At 43.8% G+C, this 23,615-nt stretch carries 17 protein-coding genes; 9 read left to right on the top strand and 8 right to left on the bottom strand.

The features are described 5' to 3' along the window. Positions 1-48 precede the first annotated feature (48 nt). The 4 genes from ACXAER_RS00645 to ACXAER_RS00630 form a co-directional block, all read right to left on the bottom strand. Positions 49-966, bottom strand: coding sequence for a 23S rRNA (adenine(2030)-N(6))-methyltransferase RlmJ (locus tag ACXAER_RS00645; protein ID WP_474825630.1), 918 nt, complete (start codon positions 964-966; stop codon positions 49-51). 144 nt (positions 967-1,110) lie between these two features. Beyond that, a complete protein-coding gene (locus tag ACXAER_RS00640) occupies positions 1,111-2,841 on the bottom strand; it encodes a dihydrolipoyllysine-residue acetyltransferase (protein WP_474825628.1) in 1,731 nt (576 codons plus the stop codon). A gap of 16 nt (positions 2,842-2,857) precedes the next feature. Then, complete coding sequence (locus tag ACXAER_RS00635; protein ID WP_061095031.1) at positions 2,858-3,835, bottom strand: alpha-ketoacid dehydrogenase subunit beta; 978 nt, start codon at positions 3,833-3,835, stop codon at positions 2,858-2,860. Next, positions 3,835-5,022: a thiamine pyrophosphate-dependent dehydrogenase E1 component subunit alpha gene (locus tag ACXAER_RS00630; RefSeq protein ID WP_474825626.1), complete on the bottom strand. Its 1,188-nt coding sequence runs from the start codon at positions 5,020-5,022 to the stop codon at positions 3,835-3,837. The genes ACXAER_RS00635 and ACXAER_RS00630 overlap by 1 nt, the downstream gene beginning before the upstream one ends. A gap of 518 nt (positions 5,023-5,540) precedes the next feature. Here ACXAER_RS00630 and ACXAER_RS00625 point away from each other — a divergent pair. Then, positions 5,541-9,509, top strand: coding sequence for a S8 family serine peptidase (locus ACXAER_RS00625; RefSeq protein WP_474825624.1), 3,969 nt, complete (start codon positions 5,541-5,543; stop codon positions 9,507-9,509). A gap of 42 nt (positions 9,510-9,551) precedes the next feature. Here the strand turns inward: ACXAER_RS00625 and rmuC are convergent, their stop codons facing one another. Further along, complete coding sequence (gene rmuC, locus ACXAER_RS00620) at positions 9,552-10,841, bottom strand: DNA recombination protein RmuC (RefSeq protein WP_474825622.1); 1,290 nt, start codon at positions 10,839-10,841, stop codon at positions 9,552-9,554. A gap of 270 nt (positions 10,842-11,111) precedes the next feature. Further along, a complete protein-coding gene (locus tag ACXAER_RS00615; protein ID WP_334060134.1) occupies positions 11,112-12,641 on the bottom strand; it encodes a fumarate hydratase in 1,530 nt (509 codons plus the stop codon). Between the two features lie 267 nt (positions 12,642-12,908). On the opposite strand from ACXAER_RS00615, the gene pabB reads away from it, so the two are divergent. The 3 genes from pabB to ACXAER_RS00600 all read left to right on the top strand — a co-directional run bounded on the left by pabB (position 12,909) and on the right by ACXAER_RS00600 (position 16,548). Beyond that, positions 12,909-14,345, top strand: a complete 1,437-nt coding sequence (gene pabB / locus ACXAER_RS00610; RefSeq protein ID WP_474830477.1) for an aminodeoxychorismate synthase component I — start codon at positions 12,909-12,911, stop codon at positions 14,343-14,345. A 103-nt stretch (positions 14,346-14,448) separates the two neighbouring features. Then, positions 14,449-15,021: a CoA pyrophosphatase gene (locus ACXAER_RS00605; RefSeq protein WP_474825619.1), complete on the top strand. Its 573-nt coding sequence runs from the start codon at positions 14,449-14,451 to the stop codon at positions 15,019-15,021. Between the two features lie 153 nt (positions 15,022-15,174). Further along, positions 15,175-16,548 (top strand): L-serine ammonia-lyase, encoded by a 1,374-nt coding sequence (locus ACXAER_RS00600; RefSeq protein ID WP_474825617.1) that lies wholly within the window; start codon positions 15,175-15,177, stop codon positions 16,546-16,548. 78 nt (positions 16,549-16,626) lie between these two features. On the opposite strand, the gene cysB is transcribed toward ACXAER_RS00600, so the two are convergent. Next, a complete protein-coding gene (gene cysB, locus ACXAER_RS00595; RefSeq protein WP_118494818.1) occupies positions 16,627-17,601 on the bottom strand; it encodes an HTH-type transcriptional regulator CysB in 975 nt (324 codons plus the stop codon). A gap of 210 nt (positions 17,602-17,811) precedes the next feature. Between cysB and ACXAER_RS00590 the strand changes: the two genes are divergently transcribed. Then, entirely contained in the window at positions 17,812-18,516 is a 705-nt protein-coding gene (locus ACXAER_RS00590; protein ID WP_474825614.1) for a sensor histidine kinase, read from the top strand. Positions 18,517-18,608: 92 nt separating this feature from the next. Continuing rightward, complete coding sequence (locus ACXAER_RS00585) at positions 18,609-19,367, top strand: hypothetical protein (RefSeq protein ID WP_474825612.1); 759 nt, start codon at positions 18,609-18,611, stop codon at positions 19,365-19,367. A 28-nt stretch (positions 19,368-19,395) separates the two neighbouring features. On the opposite strand, the gene ACXAER_RS00580 is transcribed toward ACXAER_RS00585, so the two are convergent. Further along, positions 19,396-20,289, bottom strand: coding sequence for a LysR family transcriptional regulator (locus tag ACXAER_RS00580; protein WP_474825609.1), 894 nt, complete (start codon positions 20,287-20,289; stop codon positions 19,396-19,398). A 120-nt stretch (positions 20,290-20,409) separates the two neighbouring features. On the opposite strand from ACXAER_RS00580, the gene ACXAER_RS00575 reads away from it, so the two are divergent. The 3 genes from ACXAER_RS00575 to ACXAER_RS00565 all read left to right on the top strand — a co-directional run bounded on the left by ACXAER_RS00575 (position 20,410) and on the right by ACXAER_RS00565 (position 23,392). Next, positions 20,410-21,117 carry a CoA transferase subunit A gene (locus ACXAER_RS00575; protein WP_474825607.1) on the top strand — a complete coding sequence of 236 codons (708 nt, stop codon included), beginning with the start codon at positions 20,410-20,412 and terminating at the stop codon, positions 21,115-21,117. Further along, on the top strand, positions 21,117-21,770 hold the full coding sequence (locus ACXAER_RS00570; protein WP_474825605.1) for a CoA transferase subunit B: 654 nt from the start codon (positions 21,117-21,119) through the stop codon (positions 21,768-21,770). Before ACXAER_RS00575 ends, ACXAER_RS00570 begins: the two co-directional genes overlap by 1 nt. 296 nt (positions 21,771-22,066) lie before the next feature. Further along, a complete protein-coding gene (locus tag ACXAER_RS00565) occupies positions 22,067-23,392 on the top strand; it encodes a DEAD/DEAH box helicase (protein ID WP_474825603.1) in 1,326 nt (441 codons plus the stop codon). The last annotated feature ends 223 nt before the right edge of the window (positions 23,393-23,615 follow it).

Genomic DNA, 23,615 nt, shown 5'->3' with positions numbered 1-23,615 from the left:
TATGCGCTTGCCGTTAATTGGCCTCTAGTTGATCATCGATAGCATTAATTAGGTATCTTCATTTACCCAAGTGACCTGCGCCGTAGCATGAAAACCTGATTCATTTTCACCTAGCATGTCAATAACGCTTGTTAATGCACTGTCTAGGTTTGTATCTAGCTGCCATGGCGGGTTCAGTACAAACACACCAGAACCATACATGCCTGCGTCAGACGTATTTTCTGCAACACATATCTCAGCTTTGAAGCAGGGTCTGCCAAGTTCTGCGAGTTTGTCGCACATAGCCTCACTTACACCGCTTTTAGCGCCAGCCCTTTCTGATAGCAGTGGGTACCACACGACAATTTGCGCCTGCTGCCAACGTTTCAACACCTGTGCAACGCCTTTAACAAGGTCGCTATACTCATTCGCTCTTTCGTATGGAGGGTCAATTAAAATAGCACCGCGATTGGGCTTTGGTGGGGTGAGAGCACGAAGTCCCTCGTAGCCATCCCGTTTGTGTGTATGGCTATGTCCGGTACGAAGTCGCGACACGTTTTTCTCTAATTTTTGAAACTCGCCAGGATGAAGCTCCATTAAATGTAAAGTATCAATACCGCGTTTAGCCTTAGCGCTTATTGCAGGAGAGCCTGGATATTGCTGTTGCGCTAAGAAAGGTTCACATAATGACAGGTAGTCATTAAGTAAGCTTGGCAAATTTTCCGTAGTTTTATTTTCTGGCGCCAGGTTTTCTGAAGCTGCAGTTCCATTACTTTGCCCAAAAAGACGGGAAATACCTGATTCGTACTCTTTGTTCTTTGACGATAGGTCGTCGGTTAAATCATATGTGCCAGCACCGGCATGCGTGTCAAAAAGCGTAAAGGGTTTATCTTTCTTTTTTAAGGCGTTGATAACACCAATCCAACAGAGATGTTTGATGACGTCGGCGTGATTGCCAGCATGAAAGGCGTGTTGATAACTAAGCACAAAACCTCAGTAAAATTTTTGTTTGTTTATAGTGAGCTATAATAACGCCATCCCGCGATGAGGTACACAAAACAAAAAAGGCCAATACGCTAATATTGGCCTCCTTCCTATTTCGCTACAGCACATAAAAATGCACTAAATAGATTATTTAAGGTGCATTAGCATTTTTTCTGGCTGGGTAAGATAACTCATCCATAAATTATTGAAGCGCACCATAGTTGCACCATCAATAATTCGGTGATCACCCGACCAATTAACTGCCATGATATGTTGTGCGCTAACACTACCCTCATCGTCAAAGCGAGGAAGTTTTTGTGTTTTACCTAACGCCACAATAGCGGCTTCCGGCTTGTTAATTACTGGCGTAGCAGTGATACCGCCGATAGCCCCAATGTTTGAGATACTGATAGTACCACCTTTTAAATGCTCACCGGCTACGCGCCCTGCTCTTGCTTGCTCAATGATTTCTTGCATTTGAACGGCAATATCTAGCAGTGAAAGGTCTTGTACCCTTTTAATGTTAGGCACAAGAAGCCCAATTTTGGAATCTACCGCAAAGCCAATATTGTGATCAGAATAGTAGCTAATCTCAGTGGCATCCTCATTGAGTTGACTGTTAATTACAGGGAACTCGGTAAGTGCCAACGACATTGCTTTAACGAAAAACGGCATAAAGCTTAATTTAACATTGTTCTCCTCAAACTCAGGCTTAAGCAAGTTACGTAACGACATTAGGTTGTCCATCACTAACTCATCGCTTACAGTGAAGTGAGGAATTGTGTAGACCGACGCGGACATCTGCTTAGCCATTGCGGCCTGTATACCGCGCACTTTTTCCGTCTTAACACTGCCTTTAACTGCACTGTGTGCGCTATTTATATCGCCTTTTTGCGTGGTGGGCTCGTTTGACGAAGCAGTTGACGTATCTTGTGCCGACGCGCCAACATTTGTTTGTTGTAGATTCATTACGTCAGACTTAAGAATACGCCCTTTTTTACCAGAGCCTTTAACTGTAGACAGGTCGATATTCTTTTCTCTAGCAACACGTCTTACCGCAGGGCTCGCTAGCACTTTACCTTCTATAGCAATAGGTGGCTCGTATTCGCCGTCGCTGAATTTTGAAGGAGCAACTTGTGCTGATTGCTGACTTGAACCGTTTGTTTGCGTTTTCAGAGAACTTTGAGATGCAACGCTTGAAGCACTGTTGTTTACCGATGGTGATTCGTCATTAGTACCGCTAGTAATTGTGGCTTCACCGGCAACTTCTAGCGCAAACAATGCACTATGCACTTTGGCAATGTCGCCTTGGGCGTAATAAAGCCGATGCACGGTTCCTGCATTTTTGGCAGGAATTTCAACCACCGCTTTATCGGTCATCACTTCAACAACAGCTTCATCTTCTTCGATGTCGTCACCTTCAGCCACGTTCCATTTCACAATTTCACATTCAACAATACCTTCACCAATATCTGGCAATATAAAGTCTTCAATGTGCTTGCCGTTGGAATTACCTGAAGCTGATAAACGTCCTTGGTCGGCAGGTGTGTATTCAGGCCCTTCAGCGCTATCGTTTTCTTTTACACTCTGCGTATTTGCATCAGTGCTTGTGTCGCTACTTGCACTTTCATCGTTCGCATCATCAGGCGTCATTGAAAATAGTGGTTCATGAACCTTAGCAATATCGCCAACTGCATAATGCAGTTTATTAACAACTCCAGCATGCATGGCTGGAATTTGAACGGTGGCTTTGTCGGTCATTACTTCAGCTACGGGCTGATCTTCTTCGATATGTTCACCTTCTGAAACTAACCATTCTAAAAGTTCACATTCAACAATACCTTCACCAATATCCGGTAAGATAAATTCAATTGTCATTTCATTGTCTCCCGGCTTAATAATGAAGCGTACGCTTGATAGCTTCGTATGTTTTGGTTTCGTCTGGCATGTATTCTTTTTCATGAGCCAATGGATACGGCGTATCTAAACCACAAACCCTCGCAATCGGCGCCTCAAGATATAGAAAACAACGCTCTTGAATGCTTGCTGCTATTTCACTTGCAAAACCGCCTGTTAATGGGGCTTCATGGTTGATAAGTAGACGACCTGTTTTCATGACAGATTGCATCACCGTTTCAACATCCCACGGAAGAATGCTACGCAAGTCGATAATTTCACAGGACACGCCATCTTCAAGGGCCATTTCTGCAGCTTTTTGCAAGATTTCTATCTGTGCCCCCCAACCTAGAAGCGTAATATCGCTACCTTCCTGCACAATATCCGCTTTGCCCAGCGGTAGCTCGTAATCTTCTTCTGGTACTTCTGATACGGAGGCACGGTAAAGTCGCTTAGGCTCCATAAACAATACGGGGTTTTTATCGCGAATTGACGCAAGTAATAAACCTTTTGCTTGGTATGGATCGCGAGGGATAACAATCTTGAGTCCTGGGCAGTGTGCAAAAAACGCTTCAGGTGATTGGCTATGGTAATGTCCGCCTGCGATCCCACCGCCGTATGGTGTGCGGATGGTTAATGTACCTACATCAAACTGTCCACCTGAACGATAACGCCACTTCGCTGTTTCGTTCACTATTTGATCAAAAGCTGGAAAGATGTAATCGCCGAACTGAATTTCTGCAACAGGAACCGAACCTTGCGAGGCTAAACCATTGGCAAAGCCAATAATGCCTTGTTCAGTGAGTGGCGTGTTGAAGCAACGGGCTTTACCAAATTTTTCTTGAAGGTGGCTCGTTGCCCGAAATACACCACCAAAGTGACCCACGTCTTCACCAAAGACCATTACTTTCTCATCTTCGGTCATGGCAGTGATGAGTGCATTATTAATTGCTTGTAGTAAGTTCATCTTGGCCATTATTTCACTCTCCCTGCGGTTTTAGGGTACATCTTTGGGTATTTCTTTATGTGTGCTTTCAGTTCGTTAAGTTGTTCTTTTAGGTGCCATGGCGCTGTGTCGTAAACGTCTTCTACTATATCGTCGATAGCACATACGTCTGTTTTCTCACAACTCTTCATCGCAGCTAATACGTCTTGTCTTGCTTTATCAACACGTTTTTGATTTTCAGCTGTATCAAACCACCCTTTGCTTTCTAGCCATTTTTCCATACGAGCGATAGGGTCTTTTGCACGCCATTTGTCTTCTTCTTCACGAGAGCGATAGCCTGTTGGGTCGTCTGATGTTGAGTGTGCAGCTAAGCGGTAAGTCATGGCTTCAATGAGCACAGGGCACTTTTCTTCAATGGCGATTCGGCGGGCTTCTTTAGTGGCGGCATAAATTGCTAACACATCGTTACCGTCAACACGGATAGTTTTGATACCGTAGCCTAAGCCGCGAGACGCAATACCATCACCTGCAAATTGCTCTTCTGCAGGCGTTGATATGGCGTAACCATTGTTACGACAGAAGAAAATCACCGGGCAATTCAGTACAGCTGCCATATTTAAGCCAGCATGGAAATCGCCCTCTGAAGCTGCACCTTCACCAAAGTAGCAAATGGTCACCACGTCTTTACCCGACATTTTTTGTCCGTAAGCGTAGCCAGAAGCCTGGGGAATTTGTGTGCCTAACGGCGACGAAATAGTCATGAAGTTTAGGGGCTTGTCACCATAATGAATAGGCATTTGACGACCTTTGTTCGGGTCATCCTTATTGCTAAACATTTGGTTCATGAATTGTTCGGTCGTATAACCACGGTAGGCCAGCGCGCCCTGCTCACGATATTGAGACATAATCATGTCATCACTTGAAAGCGCTGCTGCGCTTGCTACTGATGCAGCTTCTTCACCAGTGCTGGCGAGATAGAAACTGATACGCCCCTGGCGTTGTGCACCAACCATGCGTTCGTCCAACACACGGACATAATGCATCGTGTTAAATATTTTTAATGCTTCATCTTTATCAAGTTCAGGCTCTACCGCTTTTTCGATAAGTTCGCCGTCTGCTGACAAAATTTGAAGCATTGGGATATCGACCACCCCTTTAGTGATGATTTCGACCTTATTTGTTGTTTTTACTTCGGCCAAATGATTTCTGTCTTTCACGTTTGTTCCCCTTAAATATGAGGGTTAATAGCGACTTAAAAAGATTTAAAATATGCTAGATGAGAAAACGCAGGAGCGTCTTACTTATTCAAAGGTAAATATTCAGATGTATGAGATAGGTATACTCAATTAACTACATTTAGAAGGATAGCTGTCCTAACAAAGTAAAAATTGTGTAAATATTATGATAACGCCGTAGGATAAAGCTTTTGCAATACGCGTTTTATTTAACGTAACGCTACAGATAGACGATGCTTTTTTATGTAATTTAATTACAGCTCAATGCGAAACTTCGACATTATTTCAGCCAATTATTCTAGCTTTATTTCATATTTAGCTTACACCTAAATGTAACAAAATATGTAAATTGTGTATTTCTGAAATACACATTACATAACCTCAAAAAGTGTGCTAACAATTAATGTGTCATGACGATCAATGGATATTAAAAAGGCAAGTGACCTTTAGAGCGTTACATAGATCGTCAGACCCAGGGAACTATTCACACGAGAATAATTATGAAAAAAACAATTATCAGTACGGTAGTCGCAACCGCACTTGCAGGCTCTGCATTTGGCGCGTTCGCACTAACAAATCAAATCTCCGGCCACAGCGTTGAACAACAAAACGCAATCGAGGCCTCATTCGACAAGAAAAACATACTTGCTAATGCTATCCAGGTAAACAGCGATAGTGTTCGTGTAATCATTCAGCTAAACGATGCGCCGATGGCGCAGTTCAGCGGAGTAAACCCCAGTGTTAGCAGCATGGCTGCGCACAAGGGACAAAAGGTTAACTTTGAATCTAATGCAGCGAAGGAATATAAATCATTCCTAGAGGCACAACAGCAATCTGTTATTCAATCGATCAAAGCTTTTGACAAGTCTTTTAAAGCAGATCTTTCTTATACTGCAGCATTTAACGGTTTTGCAGGTATCGTTTCTAAGAGTGCATTAGATAAGTTATCTAGCCTTTCAACAGTGAAGGCGGTATACCCTGACGTTATCCATCACGCACAAATGGATGCTAGTCTCGACCTGATCGGTGCAGTTGAGACTTGGGAGCAATTTGGCGGTAAAGAAAGTGCTGGTGCTGGTGTTAAAGTGGCCATCATCGATAGTGGTATCCGCCCAGAAAACCCACTGTTTAGCGGTGAGAATTTCGAAGCGCCTGCTGCTGATACGCTACCTACTGACGATTACTGTTCAGAAGACCCTGACTTCTGTAACAACAAGCTAATCGTGGCACGTGCAGCCGACATCGTAGAAGGTTTTGCTGTTGTTGAAGAAGAATATGAAAGCCCGCTAGGTTTTAACGGTCACGGTACGCACGTTGCTGGTACTGCCGTTGGTAACTTTGGCGTTATGGCTGAACGTGATGGTGCTGAAGCGGAAATTTCAGGTGTTGCTCCTGCGGCGTATCTTATGGCTTATAAAGGCCTTTATGCCACACCGGCAAACCCTGCTTCTTCTAGCGGTGCTTCTTCAATGTTGCTTTCTATGCTGGAAGCAGCGCTAACAGACGGCGCTGATGTTGTTAATAACTCTTGGGGCGGCGGCGCTGGCGGTAACCCTAACGGTTCTGTATACGAAGATGTACTTGAAGCCATGCACGATGCTGGCGTAGTAACCGTATTTGCAGCGGGTAACGATGGCCCGGGTGAGGGAACTATAGGTTGCCCTGGTTGTTCTGAAGACGTTATTACTGTAGCTGCGACAACAACAGATCGCTTATTTGCTAACGAGTTGACAATTGAAGGTGACACTTCAATCGGTACTATCCCTGCGCTCTACTCTGTTGGTAACCCTGATATCGTTTTTGATACGGCTTTAACTGCACCGGTTGTTTATGCTGGTGAAGTTGCAGAGGCTAACGTTGAAGGTTGTGAAGAGTTTGCTGCCGGTGCGTTTGACGGTGCTATTGCGCTCATTAGCCGTGGTACATGTGGATTCGTAACAAAAATTGAAAATGCTGAAGCTGCGGGTGCAGTTGCGGTTGTAATTCACAACGTTGACGGTCGCGGCGAAGCTCCTATCTTAATGGGTGGCCTTAGCCCAGATCAGACTGTTCCTTCATTCATGGTACCTGCAACGCCGGGTCAAGAGTTAGCAACCCTAATCTCAGGTACTGAGGAAGCGGTAAACATTACCATTGGAGCTGAAGTAGTTCGCGTCGTATCTGAAAGCTTAGCAGATATTATGGCTGACTTTAGCTCACGTGGTCCAAACGGCGATCCTACTTTCCTTAAGCCGAATATTGCTGCACCGGGTGTGAGAATTTTCTCAGGTGAATCTCCAGATGCCCCTGGGCATGTAGGCGAGAACTTCTCGTTTAAAGGTGGTACGTCAATGGCGTCTCCACACGTAGCTGGCGCGGCGGCTCTACTTAAACAAATGCACCCAGATTGGACTGCACAACAAATTAAGAGTGCCCTTGTAACTTCTTCTATTCGTGATGTACTTAAAGAAGATGCAGCTACTCAAGCAGACAACTTTGACATGGGTGCAGGTCGTCTAGATCTCCCACGTGCTACTAGTGTTGAACTTACTTATAGCGACTTAAGCCTAGTAGATGGTAACTGTTATCTGAATTGTGAAATGTCTATAACGGTAACAAATACAAGCGACGAAGATGTGACTGTTGATGCAACGGCAATGTTTAACGACCCTGCAATTGTAGCAACCGTTACACCACAAATGGCTACCCTAGCAGCAGGTGCTTCAGCTGAGATTATGATTGCGGTAGACGTTACAACAGCCTCTACAGGCTCATGGTCTTTCGGTGGCATCAACTGGGCAGATACAGACGATACAACGACGGATTACTTTATCCCTGTAGCGGTTTATCCAATTAGCAGCGATGAGCCTTCTCTATTTGATAGTGACGTAAGTAATCAATTCGCAGCTGAAGGTGAACTAGTCGTTACTGAAGCATTTGCTACTAACACTGACGTTACTGGTATGATTAGTATTTCTGGTGAAATTGATCACAAATACGACATCAACCCGTCAACGATTTCTGCTGTTAAAAACGGTAACCAAGAACCTGTAAGCTACGACGCTGAATCAGGCACGGTATATTGGGAAGGTGCGCTTAATACTGCGTCATTCTCAATGAATGCAGACACCACAATTGGCGACCTACTTGAAGGCTTCGGCTTAGGTAGATACGTTCCTATGGCTTCAATAGGCGTTGAGCCGCTTGTGTGTTCTGGTGCGTGTGATGATGCGTCTATTGAAATTAGCTTACCGCGTACTATCACCTATCTAGGTGCTGAGTACACTACCATGCAGATTTCTTCGAATGGTTTTGTTTCACTAGGCACAAGTTCAGGTAACATTACTACTCCGTTTGCTGAAGTGCTTCCTAACCTAAGTGAGCCTAATAACATTGTTGCTCCATATTGGACTGACTTGGATTTAGCTGGCGGTGGTGCTGGTACGGGTAGTATTTATGCGGTAAGCCTGACAACCGGTCACTTCGTTGTTGAGTGGGAAAATGCTCAGATTTGGAATGAAGACGGTACAAGCTTTAACTTCCAGCTATGGTTTGAGTACGAAACAGGTAACGTGAACTTTGTTTACGGTCCAATGGACACGCCAGTGTATGCAACTGTTGTTGGTGCAGAGAATTCATCTGGTAGTGTCGGTACTACTCTTGCCTCACTAACGTCAGCAGGCCTTCAGGGCACGCTTCCAGTTGAAGGTGATGAGTTCGTACTAACGGCTAATGCAGGCGATGAAGTAACAATCAGTTACGCAGGTACTGTAGTTCCTTCAAGCGAGTATATGGACGATATGCTCTCAGTTAACGAAGATGCGTCGGTAACGGCCAACATTCTTGCTAATGAAATGGATAGCACCATCATTAACACGTTTACTATGGAATCGCTTTCAGGAGACTTCCGTACGTTTACGCCTATTACTATCGATAAAGCGCCACTTGACCCGTCAACTGTTACAGTCACTACTGAAGCAGCGAACGGTACAGTGATGGTTAACGATGATGGTACGGTAACCTACACGCCAAATGCAGACTTCTTCGGTGAAGACTCATTTACCTATACAGTTCAGGTTGAGGGCACCACTAACGATGCTGGCGAAGTTGTTGAAGGCGACATCGTGGGCGAAGGTACTGTTTCAGTAGCAGTTGCAGGCGTGCAAGATGCACCTGTACTTTCAATCTCTGCACCATCCAGCGTAGATGAAGGTGAGTCGTTCACTGTAACTGCATCAGCCACTGACGCAGACGGCGACGACGTTACCATCACTATTGACGGTGTTGAAACTACGTCGTTTACTGGCACGGCACCAAGCCACGAACAAGCTAATCGTGTAACGGTTCAAGTAACAGCCACTGATGGTATTGATACAACTACAGACAGCGTGACTATAACGGTCAACGATAAGTCTGGTGGCTCTATGGGTTGGATTGCATTGCTACTAGCACCTGCAGTTTACCTACGTAGACGTATGAAACGTTCATAACGTTCTCGTCATAAGCAAAAAAGGCCGCAATCGCGGCCTTTTTTAATCGTCGTTAGAAAGTTGCTGTAAGTGCTGAGACATCCGTTTACTTGGCTGAACCCCTAGCTCACGAAATTTCTCAATTTGCCTAACGATATTCCCTCGCCCGCTAGTTAATTTATTCATGGCTTGCTCATAACTTGCGTGAGCGCTATCCATAGACTTTCCTACCTTTTCCATGTCAACGACAAAGCCAACAAACTTGTCGTAAAGCTTTGCCGCTTGGTCCGCAATTAGCTGGGCATTTTGATTTTGGTATTCATATTGCCAAATATTGTTAATGGTTCTTAATGCAACCAGTAAATTTGTAGGGCTTACCAACATAATGTTGTGATTTAGCGCCATGGTGACTAATTCGGGCTCTTCTTCAACTGCGATAAGAAATGCTGGCTCTATGGGGATAAACAGCAAAACGTAATCCAGTGTTTTGATGCCTTGTAAGGTTTGATAGTCTTTTGCGCCAAGGCCCTTAATATGGCCTTTTATGGATGCTACATGTTGACTTAAATATTGCGCCTTCTCGGTTTCATTGTCGCAATTGTAATAACGCTCATAGGCGGCAAGACTTACTTTTGAGTCAATAATTACATCTTTATCGTTGGGCAAATGAACGACGACGTCTGGTTGGAAACGCTTGCCCTGATCTGATGTCGCAGACATTTGCGTTTCAAATTCATGCCCTTCGCGTAAACCCGACTCTTTCAAAATACGCTCCAGCACTACCTCGCCCCAGTTTCCTTGTTTTTTATTATCACCTTTAAGTGCACTGGTGAGTGCAGCTGCTTCTTCTGTTATTTTTTGATTTAAAGCTTTTAAGCCTAATATTTCTGTCTTAAGTGACGCTCGCTCCTGGCCTTCGCGTATATGCTGCTCTGAAATTTGGCGTTTAAAGCCATCTAATTCATTTTTGAACGGTGCCAGCACAGCCTCAATGTTGTGTTTGGTTTGTTGGGTGTAGCGCTGCTGTTTCTCTTCAAAAATACGGTTTGCTAAGTTCTCAAACTGAGTTTGCAACCGTTGTTCAGATGCATTCATAGCAGCTAATTTATCTTCATGTGCCGTATGCAGCGCTTGAATTCTGGCCTGGTGAGCCTCGTTTTGTGCCTGAAGTTTTGCGTTAGCCACCCTCTCGCTGCTCAATTCATTTTGCAACTCGTCACAATGCTGTGAAGATTGAAAAAGCTTCGCCGAGATATTTTGGCTGCGGATGAGAGAATAGAGAGCTAATAGACAAACACTAATAAAAGCAATTAAGAAAGCGATGGGTTCGCTTGAGATAAGGTTGGTAATCATAGTGCACGTTCATACTGTTATTTTGTACAGCACTATAAACAAAATAAGGAAAATATACCAACTTACAAAGATATAAACGGCATGTTTCTGCTTCGTGGTGGTCTTTTACACGAGTTATATTCTGTATATCGGTATTAAAAAACGGGCGTGGACACGCCCGTTTATCAAATAGATTGAAGCTTTTAAATAAGTTTTGGTACCCCAAACAAACCCACTATGTGGCGATCTTTGTGTTTGCTAACGTTAATTTAAAAGCGACAGTGTCACTGACTATTTAGAAAGAGACTCGTCAAGCTCTTCTATTTTAGCTTTCCAAATAGCTGGGCCATTCTTATGTGCATTTGCACCTGTGCTGTCTACAGCAACGGTTACCGGCATATCCTCTACGTCAAACTCGTAGATTGCTTCCATACCTAAATCTTCAAATGCCACAACACGTGAGTTCTTTATCGCTTTCGATACCAGATAAGCTGCTCCGCCTACGGCCATAAGATACACAGCTTTGTGTTTTGCAATGGAGTCAACCGTTGCTGGGCCACGCTCTGCTTTACCAATCATGCCGATAAGACCTGTTTGTTCAAGCATCATGTCTGTGAACTTATCCATACGCGTCGCTGTTGTAGGACCGGCCGGACCCACTACTTCGTCGCCTACAGCGTCAACTGGGCCCACGTAATAGATAAAGCGATTGGTTAGGTCAACGCCCTCTGGAAGGCCTTCGCCGTTTTCCATCATGGTTTGAATGCGTTTATGTGCGGCATCACGACCTGTTAGCATTTTACCCGATAGTAATACGGTTTCGCCTACTTTCCACTCTTGAATGTCTTCTTTGGTCACTTCATCAAGGTTTACGCGGCGGGTGTTTTCACTCACTTCCCACGTTACTTCTGGCCAATCTTCAAGCTTCGGCGGCGTTAGTTCTGCTGGACCTGAACCATCTAAGTAAAAGTGTGCGTGACGTGTAGCGGCACAGTTAGGGATCATAGCCACTGGCTTAGATGCAGCATGTGTAGGCAGAGACTTAATTTTTACGTCAACAACGGTCGTCAAACCGCCTAAGCCCTGTGCGCCGATACCTAATTTGTTAACTCGGTCAAAAATTTCTAAGCGAAGTTTTTCGTCAGTAGTTTGTGGGCCACGTTCAATAAGCTCTTGAATATCTACTGGGTCCATAAGGCTTTCTTTAGCAAGTACTGCAGCTTTTTCAGCGGTACCGCCAATGCCTATACCCAACATACCAGGAGGACACCATCCCGCCCCCATTGTAGGCAGTGTTTTAACAACCCAATCAGCAATATCATCGCTTGGGTTTAGCATTACCATTTTAGATTTATTCTCTGAACCGCCACCTTTTGCTGCGATCATAACTTCAATTTTTTCACCCGCAACCATGTCGATGTGAACAACAGATGGCGTGTTATCTTTCGTGTTTTTACGCGCGCCGGCTGGGTCAGCGACGATAGATGCACGAAGCGGGTTGTCAGGGTTAAGATAAGCGCGGCGTGTACCTTCATCGACCATTTCTTGAACGGTCATGTCAGTTTTGTCCCATGTTACGCCCATACCCACTTTAACGAAGCAGGTTACAATCCCGGTGTCTTGACACAATGGGCGCTTTCCTTCGGCCGACATACGCGAGTTAATAAGAATTTGGGCCATTGCATCTTTCGCGGCTTGGCTCTTCTCTTTGTTGTACGCTTCTTCTACGGCCTTTACATAGTCGAGTGGGTGATAGTAAGAAATAAACTGCAGGGCATCTTCAATGCTGTCAATGAAGTCTTGTTGACGGATAACGGTCATGACATCCTCTTTTTATTTGGCTTTCGTGGTCTTAGCTAGCTAAAAAAGCGTATACTAGCGCATCTCAAGACATCGCACCATGCAAAACCATGTGCTTAGAGCTAATTCCAGATATTTTTACGCGCTATATTAGTTATACGCATTAGAAAGCGTTGTAATAGCAACAAGAAAAACGCTTGCTCGCAAGTGTCAGTTACAAATTGGCGGTCGTTCTTTTCTGCTTTTAAGCACTCGACGGCCTAGATGAAAAGAAGTACAGAAAAACCTATGCCACACGCAGATACTATCAATGTTCATGTCACCCGTTTTACTCAACAGGAGTTAGCCAACGAATTTGCGCTAGACTGCAATAACACTGCAGTTTTCAATAGATTATTTGAACATATATCTGCACAGCCCTACGCTATTCTATTCGATACTTCAGGCTCTTCTAAGAGCGATGGCCGATTTAATATAATGGCCTTTTTACCCACCGCTGTTATTGAGGCGAAAGGTGAAGAAACAGAACTAATCGATTTACACACCTCTTCACGCCAGCGTCTTAACATGCGGCCTTTCGAAGCGGTTCAAGCGCATTTGCATGCCAGAGTCGAATCTATCGAAGTAAAGGCTACTTTTGACACTACCCACTTACCTTTCATTGTCGGTGTAGCTGGAATGGCTGGATATGACACAGGTCGATTTTATGAAACATTACCCAGTATGGCTCAAAGCGACTACAGTACACCTGATTTCACCGTTGGCTTGTACTTGTACTCACTTATTGAAGACACCCAAACGGGCTATATCTATTTTTGCAGCGCAGATAATCGTCCATTGTCGCAAGTATTTAAGTCGTTAAAGCCAGTAGCAACATCTAAGAATTTCAAGCTCACATCGCCCTTTGAATCTAACCTGACAAAAATCGCCTACGAAACATGTTTAGGTAAAATTAACGCTTATCTCCGTGCAGGTGACTGCTATCAGGTGAATATGGCACAGCGATTTAGTGCGGAGTTTGAAGGGAGCATGTGGCAGGCATATTGCGAGTTACGGAATCAGAATCAAGCGCCCTTTTCTGCCTATTACAACCTTCCACAAGGCTGTATAGCGTCTATTTCACCTGAACGTTTTTTACGTGTGAAAAACAAGGTTGTAGAAACTAAGCCCATTAAGGGCACTCGCCCTCGCTTTGACGATATTGAAAAAGATAAAGCAAGTGCACAGAGTTTGCTTAACGCCGAAAAGGACCGTGCAGAAAACCTTATGATTGTTGATTTACTTCGTAACGATGTTTCAAAACACTGCAAGCCCCACACAGTAAAAGTACCCGCACTCTTTGCACTTGAAAGTTATGAAGCGGTACACCATTTAGTCAGTACCGTAACTGGCGAACTAAACGATGCGTCGTCGCCTTTGGCGCTTTTAGCGTCTGCCTTCCCTGGTGGTTCAATTACCGGCGCACCAAAGATACGCGCTATGGAAGTGATTGATGAACTAGAACCCCATCGTCGACATATATATTGTGGCAGCGTGTTTTATATGGGGTACCGAGAAGATATGGATTCAAGTATCTGTATACGCACGGTGTTAGCTGAGAATAATAGATTACATTGCTGGGCAGGCGGTGGTATCGTGCTAGATTCTGTACCAAGTGAAGAATATCAGGAAACACTTGATAAGGTATCAAAAATACTGCCCGTGCTAGCAATGATGAATCAGTAACAGAACAGTTTTATACGCTCTAACGGCAAGCTTAATATCTGGCCTTTGACCTGCCTTGGTTTGTAACTTGCGTTGGATTGTGACTTATAAATAATTAGTATCTATGAAGAAAAGCGAATTTCTATCACAATTTCATCACTTAAGGCTGACTCACACTGAGCCTGACTTTCCTCTAAAGAAAACGGGGCGGCCTGCGGCGGTGTTAATTCCTTTGATAGATTATGGAAGTTCGCTACAGCTATTGCTAACTGAACGTGCCCATCATCTGAAACATCACCCCGGCCAAATCAGCTTTCCGGGTGGAGCGGTGGATGAAACCGACAATTCTTTTTTTGCCGCTGCGCTTCGCGAAGCAGAAGAAGAAGTTGGCCTTCCGTCTACTCACGTAGATGTTATTGGCATGCTGCCAAAATATAGAACAATCAGTGGCTATGAAATAGCCCCTGTTGTAGGCTTTGTAAACCCAGACTTCACACCGGTTATCGATAAGAATGAAGTAGAGAGCGTTTTCGAAGTCCCCCTTGCTCATGTGTTAGATAGAAAGAACCACCTAGTCCACAATACTCACCGCAATAACAAAACTTTTCCTATATACTTTATTCCTTGGCAGCACCGTATGATTTGGGGCGCAACAGCTGCTATGCTCCGAAACCTTTCGCACCATATTCACCCCTGATAGCGAAAGTTAGGCGCCTTTATCTAAAGCCCTATAAATTAAACTTTACAGCCTATTAGCAAAACTAATCTCACTATTAGCATTTCTGTATTGAGCTTTTAACGTAGTAGATGCATGATCTTAATATTACTTAGTTTTAATTTTTGAATGTTTATGATCAGTGTATTCGATATGTTCAGTGTGGGTATTGGCCCATCAAGTTCGCACACAGTAGGACCGATGAAAGCAGGTGCCGAGTTCGTTTCTGAACTTGCGCAGGATACTGCGCTTTTCGATTCAGTTGATAGCGTAAAAGTTGAGCTGTTTGGGTCACTAGGTCAAACAGGTATCGGACACGGTACCGGGAAAGCTGTCATCCTAGGTTTGTTAGGCGAAATTCCCGACTTAGTGGATGTTGATACTATTGACAGCAAACTCGAGGATATTCGTAATTCCGAACTACTTTGTCTCAATGGCCAGAAGCAGGTCCACTTCCCGAATAAAAATGCGATTGTATTTCATCGCCGGAAAACACTGCCCAAACATGCTAATGCACTGACGTTTTACGCTTACTCAAAAGATGAGCTGGTTAAAGAGCAAACCTATTACAGTATAGGTGGCGGCTTTATTATCAAAGACGAAGATTTTGACGCAACTAAAGCGCATGCCGCCAGCCTTCAAGCTTCGGTGCCCTTCCCTTTTAAAACCGCTGAAGAATTACTTGCGCTGTGTAAGAACAACGGTTTAAGTATTAGCTCTTTAATGCTGCGTAACGAAACGACTTTTAGACCGAAACATGAAGTAAAGCAACAGCTACATCATATTTGGTTAGTAATGAAAGCTTGTATTCAACGCGGTATTGAGAGCGAAGGCATACTGCCTGGTGGCTTAAAGGTAGTGCGTCGCGCACCTGGGCTTTATCGTCGCCTTCAAACCGAGCATACGAACGATCCTATGCAAACTATGGATTGGGTGAACCTTTTTGCTTTGGCAGTAAACGAAGAAAATGCTGCGGGAGGGCGTGTTGTAACCGCGCCTACAAACGGTGCCGCTGGTATTATCCCCGCCGTACTTCAATACGTAGATAAATTTATTCGACCTGTTGATGAAGAAGTAGCAAGCCGCTTTCTTCTCACCGCTGGAGCCATTGGCATACTTTACAAAGAGAACGCATCTATCTCTGGCGCTGAAGTAGGTTGCCAAGGAGAAGTGGGTGTTGCATGCTCAATGGCTGCAGGCGCCCTTGCCGAGATAATGGGCGGGACAGCGGCATCCGTAGAAAATGCTGCAGAAATCGGCATGGAACACAACCTTGGATTAACCTGTGATCCTGTAGGTGGTCTTGTTCAAGTACCATGTATTGAGCGTAACGCCATGGGTGCAATAAAAGCAATAAATGCTTCTCGCCTTGCGCTACGCGGTACCGGTGAGCAAAAAGTGTCGCTAGATAAAGTCATTAAAACGATGCGTGATACGGGTAACGATATGAAGACAAAATACAAAGAAACAGCACGAGGCGGTCTCGCGGTGAATATCATCGAGTGTTAATCGTAAGCCCACTATGAATAACGATTAAAAAAAAGGGGCGACAGCCCCTTTTTTCATTCGTCTTGGTTTTTCACAACGTTACTTAACTGGTAACGTCACGCCTTTGAACATTTTTTCAACTTCTTCATTATTTTTCAGCATCATCGCTTTTTCGACTTTGTCTTTGGTAAGGTGAGGCGCAAATCTCTCAATGAAGTCGTACATGTAACTTCTAAGGAATGACCCTTTTCTAAAACCAATCTTTGTCGTGCTGTAATCAAACAAGTGGCTTGCGTCTATTTTAACCAAGTCATCGTCTAACTCTTCGCTAACGGCCATCGACGCGATTACACCAATACCTACACCCAAGCGCACATAAGTTTTAATTACGTCGGCATCAGTGGCAGTGAAAACAATTTTTGGTGTCAGCCCTGCTCTCTCAAAAGCCTGGTCTAATTCTGAGCGTCCTGTAAATCCGAACACGTAAGTCACTAACGGATACTTTGCAATGTCTGAAATATCTATTGTGCCCTTTTTAGAAAGCGGGTGATCTTTGTTTACAATTACGCTGCGATTCCAGTGATAACACGGCAGCATAACTAAATCGTTGTACAAGTGAAGCGCTTCAGTGGCGATAGCAAAGTCAGCTTCGCCTTTAGCGGCTAGGTCGCTAATTTGCGAAGGCGTACCTTGGTGCATGTGTAATGACACCTTGGGGTACTTTGTCATAAAACCTTGGATCACGTCTGGTAACGCATAGCGTGCCTGAGTGTGAGTGGTAGCTATATTCAGCTTGCCTTGGTCGGGAAGTGTATGTTCTCTTGCGACGGCTTTAATGCTTTCCACTTTAGCAAGAATCTCGCGAGCAATGTTGATAACATCATTACCCGCGTCTGTTACGTGAGTAAGGTGCTTACCGCTACGGCCAAAAATTTGAACGCCTAATTCGTCCTCTAGCATACGCACTTGCTTGCTAATACCTGGCTGTGAGGTATACAAACTTTCTGCCGTTGCAGACACATTCAAATTATTATTGAGAACTTCTACGATATACCGTAGTTGCTGTAGCTTCATATTTTACACCGTATTATGGGATCGACTGACACTTTACTCCCTCCGTTATAACCAAAACTACGGTTTTTTACTAGTTGCTATTACAAAATTAGCATTATAAAGTTGAATTTAATTCATTTTTTTACAAATTTACGCGTAATTTGCCCTTCATTTTCTAATCTCTTCTACAGTATGTTTAGGGTTAAAAAGTCGCACGGCGTTTAATAGATAATGAGCAGTAGAAAACAAGTTACATCTTCAATCGATTTTTCATCTGTATTGGCTGCTGCTGTACACGATATGAAGAATTCACTATTTCTTTTAATTCAATCTATTGAAACATTAAGCGATTCGCTTTCACCGCAAAACACTGAAGCAAGAGAACAAGTAGCAAGTGTCCATTATGAAGCATCAAGGCTAAACACGAATCTTGTACAGATACTCTCTTTATATCGAGCAGAATTAGAAAGCCTGCCTATCACGGTTGATGAAAGTTTTGTCAAAGATTTAGTGGAGGATGTTGTCGGCTCTAACGCTCTCTACGTATCTCAAAAAAATCTAGAAATTACTGTTGATGTGGAAGAGGAACTAAGCTGGTATTTGGACAGTGAATTAATCTATTTACTTTTGAACGATGTGGTTATAAACGCAATGCGCTATGGTACATCAAAGATACTTGTTTCAGCCCGTATTGATGAAGATGAGTTTATGACTTTAAGGGTTGAAGATGATGGGAGTGGATACCCCGAAGCAATGTTGTCTAAAAGCCACGACGCGCTATGTGACTTTGAATTAAGCCAAGGCAGAACAGGCCTCGGGCTGTTCTTTGCTAAACTCATTGCAAGCGCACATTCTCAAGGCGACAGAAAGGGGGCAATAAGCCTTTCTAATGGGGGAAGTTTAGGCGGGAGTGTATTTGAAGTAAAAATACCGTAAGATTGTCCGATAACAATAGATAATTCAAAAAGTAACGCTCGCGGTTAATAAAACTGACGTTATAAGATATAAAAACAGACGGAAACACACGCATGTACGTGATTATTATTATTTTGATTGTTGTTTTGCTCATTGCCGCTATTTTCATAAATGCAATTCAACAGCATCGTCAAAAACAAGAGGCAGAGCGTCGCACCGAGCTTGCTAAGCAGCGCACTATTGTCGACGAAACCGAGAACATTTTGTCTGCCAGTCTAAACATGCCTGTTTCTTCGCGCTTAATGGGGATTCTTCACAACCGAATTCTTCATGCGCTCAAAACCATGAATGAATTATCTAGCACCTCAGAATTAAAACAAAGGATAGCGAGTAGCGAGCAAGCAACCTCAGCCGCACTGTCAGACAAGTCGACCAGCACTTCTGAATTTTCGTTGCCTGACAACGATAAAATGATAATTCAGTACATTCAAGCAGTAAAAAAACTTCGCATTGTGCTCCGCTCTGAACATAGCAAAGGGCAAATCGATTCAAAAGTGTTTATGGATGAAGATAAACAGCTAGAGCGTTTGCAATTAAAAGTAAACGTTGAAACCCTTATTAAACGGGGTCGCGCTGCTCTACAAACTAATATGTTTGGCTCCGCAAGGCAATATTTCGAAAAAGCCAAGACAGCGCTTGAGAACCAAAACCCGCAGGATGAATACTCTGCATCTAAGCTTTCCACACTAAACGAGTGGCTAAACGATATTCAAAGTAATCTTAAGAGTGTGAATGAACAAGATCGCGCTAAAAAGCAGGAAGAAGAGCGGGACGAGTTGGACGAGTTATTTGCTCCGAAAAAGAAGTGGTAGTCCCTACTCTCATCAATTACGTTGCGTATTATGTCGTTTGAGCATAATGCGCAATAACCAAGTCCCACATAGACTGAGCCGGTAACGACAAGCCCTTTCTTGCGTTTTTGATTATTCCTATGTTTTTCACTAAAGGCTCATCAGCAATACTTTGTGCTACAAGACCAAGCCCCTCCATTTGATCTTTACAAATAGCAGGCATAATAGATATGCCTAAGCCATTTTGTATAAGCTTTCCAAGGGTAGATAGCTGACCGGTTTCTGCAATAATATTTAACTCGCCATACTGCTGAAGCTTAGACTGCGTCCAGTGACGTACCGCCGACCCACGGTTCATCATTACTAAGGGAAACTGAAGACAATCTTTCCAATTAAGTGCTTCTCCCATGTTAGGCAATAACGCTTTACTTCCTACCACAACAAATTCATCGGTAAAAAGGCTGCAAAACACCAAGCCGTCTTTTCGTTCCGGCTCGAAAGAAAAGCCTATTTCACTACGCCCGGTAGTTACTTCGTGAATAACTTGCTCCATAACAACATCCACTATTCTTAGGTTTACGTTAGGAATGCGCTGGTGAAACATTGATAATATGTTGGGCAAGTGTGACTCGGCAAACGAAGGCATAGCACATACAGTGAGTTGGCCTTTAGCCATAGCAAATAGGTTTTGCATGTCTGAGAATGTATTATCCCAGTCGTGTAGCAATCGCAGAGCGTTTGGAAAAAGCACCTCTCCTTCAGGTGTTAAACTGACATTCCGTGTATTACGCTGGAACAGCTTACCGCCTAATTGCTCTTCCATTTTTTTTATCGCAGAAGACAAAGCGGGCTGGGTTAAGTGTAGATTCACCGCAGCTTCAGCAAACGTCGAGGACTTTGCCACTTCTACAAACGCCTTTACTTGACGATATGAGACATCCATAAACACGCACCTTAACGGCTTATTAATAAATAATATCTATTAATTGAAAGATTAATTCGATTTTACATATCATGCAACAATGCTGATACTTATTTTTAACAAAAGCATTGGAGGTAAAAAATGGCAGGGTTTAACAAAGTTGTTTCCTCATACGATGAAGCCATGGCAGGGCTTGAAGATGGGATGACAGTCATTGCTGGAGGCTTTGGCCTATGTGGAATACCCGAAGGCTTGATTAGCCAAATCAAAAAGATAGGTGTATCTGGTCTTACCGTTGTTTCAAATAACTGTGGTGTTGATGGTTTTGGGCTAGGCCTTTTACTTGAAGATAAACAAATCGCAAAGATGGTGTCTTCCTATGTGGGTGAAAATGCACTGTTTGAAAAGCAATTGCTCAACGGCGAGTTAGAAGTTGAACTTACCCCACAAGGCACGTTAGCTGAAAAAATGCGAGCTGGTGGCGCAGGAATCCCCGCGTTCTACACTGCCACAGGTTATGGCACGCCGGTCGGCGAAGGGAAAGAAGTTAAAGAGTTTGATGGACGCCCTTATATTCTTGAGCACGCCATTACTGGCGACTTTGCAATTGTAAAGGCTTGGAAAGCAGATACCTACGGTAATTGTGTTTATCGCCACACTGCACAGAACTTTAACCCTATGGCGGCAACCGCCGGCAAGATCACTGTTGTAGAAGCAGAAGAAATTGTAGAGCCTGGTGAGCTAAACCCTAGTGAGATCCACACCCCAGGAATTTATGTAAACCGCGTTATTAAAGGGTCATTTGAGAAACGTATAGAACGCCGTGTAGTTAGTAAGGAGACCGTATAATGCTTAGTAGAGAACAGATTGCAATGCGCGTAGCCCAAGAATTCAAAGATGGCGATTACGTGAATTTAGGCATAGGTATCCCTACCCTTGCGGCTAATTATGTCCCTGATGATATCAGCGTTATGCTGCAGTCGGAAAACGGTCTTTTAGGTATGGGCCGTTACCCTACTGAAAGTGAAGTCGACGCCGACATGATAAACGCAGGTAAAGAGACGGTGACAGCTATAACCGGGGCATCGATATTCAATAGTGCAGAGAGCTTTGCCATGATCCGTGGCGGACATGTAGATTTTACGGTTCTTGGTGCATTTGAAGTTGATGTATCGGGCAATATTGCCTCGTGGATGATACCAGGCAAACTGGTCAAAGGCATGGGCGGCGCTATGGACCTTGTTGCTGGCGCAAAAAATATAATTGTTACCATGACCCATACTGATAAACGCGGCAACCCTAAGTTACTAAGCGAATGTACATTACCGTTAACCGGTGTGAACTGCATTACACGTATAATCACTGACTTAGCAGTTCTGAGCGTTGAGGACGGCGCCTTTGTTCTTCAGGAGCGCGCACCAGGCGTTAGCGTAGATGAAATCAAAGAGAAAACCGCTGGCAAGCTTATTGTACCTGAGAACGTGGCAGAGATGCAGTTTTAGTAACTTCAGCAGCACATACGACACACTTAAATTCAACGTTATACATTACGTTTAAATGGCCCGCGCTTACCAAGTAACACATTGTGTGTTCAAGGTAAGCGCGACTTGTAAGGCAACACCATAATTCGTCCATTTTAAGACTATCGAGCTCCTCTATTATAGGATTACAGGCATTGTTTGTTCGTTATCAGTGCCATACGCCCGAGTTTATAGCGGCTAACGCAATAAGCCTTTTAATACACTGTGCATTAAGGGATAATGCGCATGAACGTTATTTTTAAAAAGGCTCACCTTTCTTGCTAGTTACTGATTTACCTGTCCATCATAAAATTATTTCAAAGCTCGAAACGAAAAACATTTCGACGCTAACCGAAATTCAAGAGCGTACTATGCTTCCTGCCATACAGGGTAAGGATATTATTGCGTCTTCAAAAACAGGGTCAGGTAAAACCTTCGCCTTTTTAGTACCTGCTTTAAACCGGCTAATGTCGCAAAAAGCGTTAAGTAGACAAGACCCTCGTGCACTTATTCTTGCGCCTACCCGTGAACTTGCTAAACAAGTTTTCATTGAAGCCAAGTCAATGTGTACAGGTTTAAACCTTACTTGCTCACTTGTTGTGGGCGGTGAAAACTACAACGACCAAGTTAAAGCACTTCGCCGTAATCCCCACATTATTGTAGGCACAGCTGGTCGTGTAGCTGACCACCTATTAGATAAAAGTGTGTATTTGAATGGTTTAGAGCTGCTGATCTTTGATGAAGCCGACCGTATGTTAGATTTAGGCTTCTCTGCTCAGCTTAAAATGATTAACGACTATGCTGATCACAGAAAACGCCAAACCATGCTGTTTTCTGCCACACTCGATAATATTGAGCTTAAGCATATGACAACGCAGTTGACCAAAGGCGCTGTTCGCGTAGCTGTAGGAGACTCAACGGCAGAGCATGGCGATATCGAACAGAAGTGCTTCTTTGCAGACAACGTTGATAACAAAGATCAAATCTTACAGTTTGAGCTGGCCAATCGTACCTACAACCAAGCTATCGTATTCACTGCCACCCGTGAAGATACCGATAGAATTGCAGCCTTGCTTAACGAACAGAATTTAGAAGCTATTGCGCTTCGTGGTGATATGCTACAAAGCCAACGCGCAGCAGTGATGAGTGCGTTTGCGCGTGGGCAGCACAGTATTTTGGTTACTACCGACCTCGCCTCCCGTGGTCTAGACCTGTCAAAAGTTGGCTTGGTAGTTAACTTCGACCTACCGAAAAACGCCGATGAGTATATTCACCGTATTGGACGCACAGGTCGTGCTGGGCAAAAAGGCGAAGCATTCTCACTAATCGGCCCACGTGACTGGAACAGTTTTGAAGGGCTTAAGAATCACCTTCAATATGCGTTAGAGTGCTCACCGCACGACGAATTCGCAGCCTCGTTCAAGGGTTTCAAACCAAAGAAAAAAGTGTCGAAAAAAGCTAATGCGCAAAATGGCAAAAAGCGTGTAGCGAAACCTGTTAAAACCAGTGCTAAAAAACGGGTTGATACCATGACTGGTGAAGATATTGGTATGGTTCCAGTTAAACGCAAACCAAGAAAAACACTGCCGGATGATGACGAGTAAAATAACGCTCAATAGTTAATACCTAATTAATCCGCCGCTAATTATCACAGACTAGCGTTAATAGCGGCGGTCATCGCTTCATTTATTCCTAACAAATATTCTCTTACATACTTTCTCTATGATAGCTTCGTAACACATGCTTTAATTTGCATATATAGCGAGAGGATATCCTCTAGCATTATTAGTTACTCTAATTACCTTTAAAGCTTCTTTAGCCTTTCTT

Source organism: Alteromonas sp. AWJ4_199 (assembly GCF_056159165.1).
This window is presented reverse-complemented; position numbering and strand designations above follow the sequence as displayed.

What these genes read in the sequence shown, in the direction of transcription:
- ACXAER_RS00585 (WP_474825612.1), top strand. Translation starts at nt 18,609, where the DNA reads ATGTACGTGATTATTATTATTTTGATTGTTGTTTTGCTCATTGCCGCT.
- ACXAER_RS00625 (WP_474825624.1), top strand. Translation starts at nt 5,541, where the DNA reads ATGAAAAAAACAATTATCAGTACGGTAGTCGCAACCGCACTTGCAGGC.
- ACXAER_RS00615 (WP_334060134.1), bottom strand. Translation starts at nt 12,641, where the DNA reads ATGACCGTTATCCGTCAACAAGACTTCATTGACAGCATTGAAGATGCC.
- cysB (WP_118494818.1), bottom strand. Translation starts at nt 17,601, where the DNA reads ATGAAGCTACAGCAACTACGGTATATCGTAGAAGTTCTCAATAATAAT.
- ACXAER_RS00580 (WP_474825609.1), bottom strand. Translation starts at nt 20,289, where the DNA reads ATGGATGTCTCATATCGTCAAGTAAAGGCGTTTGTAGAAGTGGCAAAG.
- ACXAER_RS00635 (WP_061095031.1), bottom strand. Translation starts at nt 3,835, where the DNA reads ATGGCCAAGATGAACTTACTACAAGCAATTAATAATGCACTCATCACT.
- ACXAER_RS00600 (WP_474825617.1), top strand. Translation starts at nt 15,175, where the DNA reads ATGATCAGTGTATTCGATATGTTCAGTGTGGGTATTGGCCCATCAAGT.
- pabB (WP_474830477.1), top strand. Translation starts at nt 12,909, where the DNA reads ATGCCACACGCAGATACTATCAATGTTCATGTCACCCGTTTTACTCAA.
- ACXAER_RS00575 (WP_474825607.1), top strand. Translation starts at nt 20,410, where the DNA reads ATGGCAGGGTTTAACAAAGTTGTTTCCTCATACGATGAAGCCATGGCA.
- ACXAER_RS00590 (WP_474825614.1), top strand. Translation starts at nt 17,812, where the DNA reads ATGAGCAGTAGAAAACAAGTTACATCTTCAATCGATTTTTCATCTGTA.
- ACXAER_RS00640 (WP_474825628.1), bottom strand. Translation starts at nt 2,841, where the DNA reads ATGACAATTGAATTTATCTTACCGGATATTGGTGAAGGTATTGTTGAA.
- ACXAER_RS00605 (WP_474825619.1), top strand. Translation starts at nt 14,449, where the DNA reads ATGAAGAAAAGCGAATTTCTATCACAATTTCATCACTTAAGGCTGACT.
- rmuC (WP_474825622.1), bottom strand. Translation starts at nt 10,841, where the DNA reads ATGATTACCAACCTTATCTCAAGCGAACCCATCGCTTTCTTAATTGCT.
- ACXAER_RS00570 (WP_474825605.1), top strand. Translation starts at nt 21,117, where the DNA reads ATGCTTAGTAGAGAACAGATTGCAATGCGCGTAGCCCAAGAATTCAAA.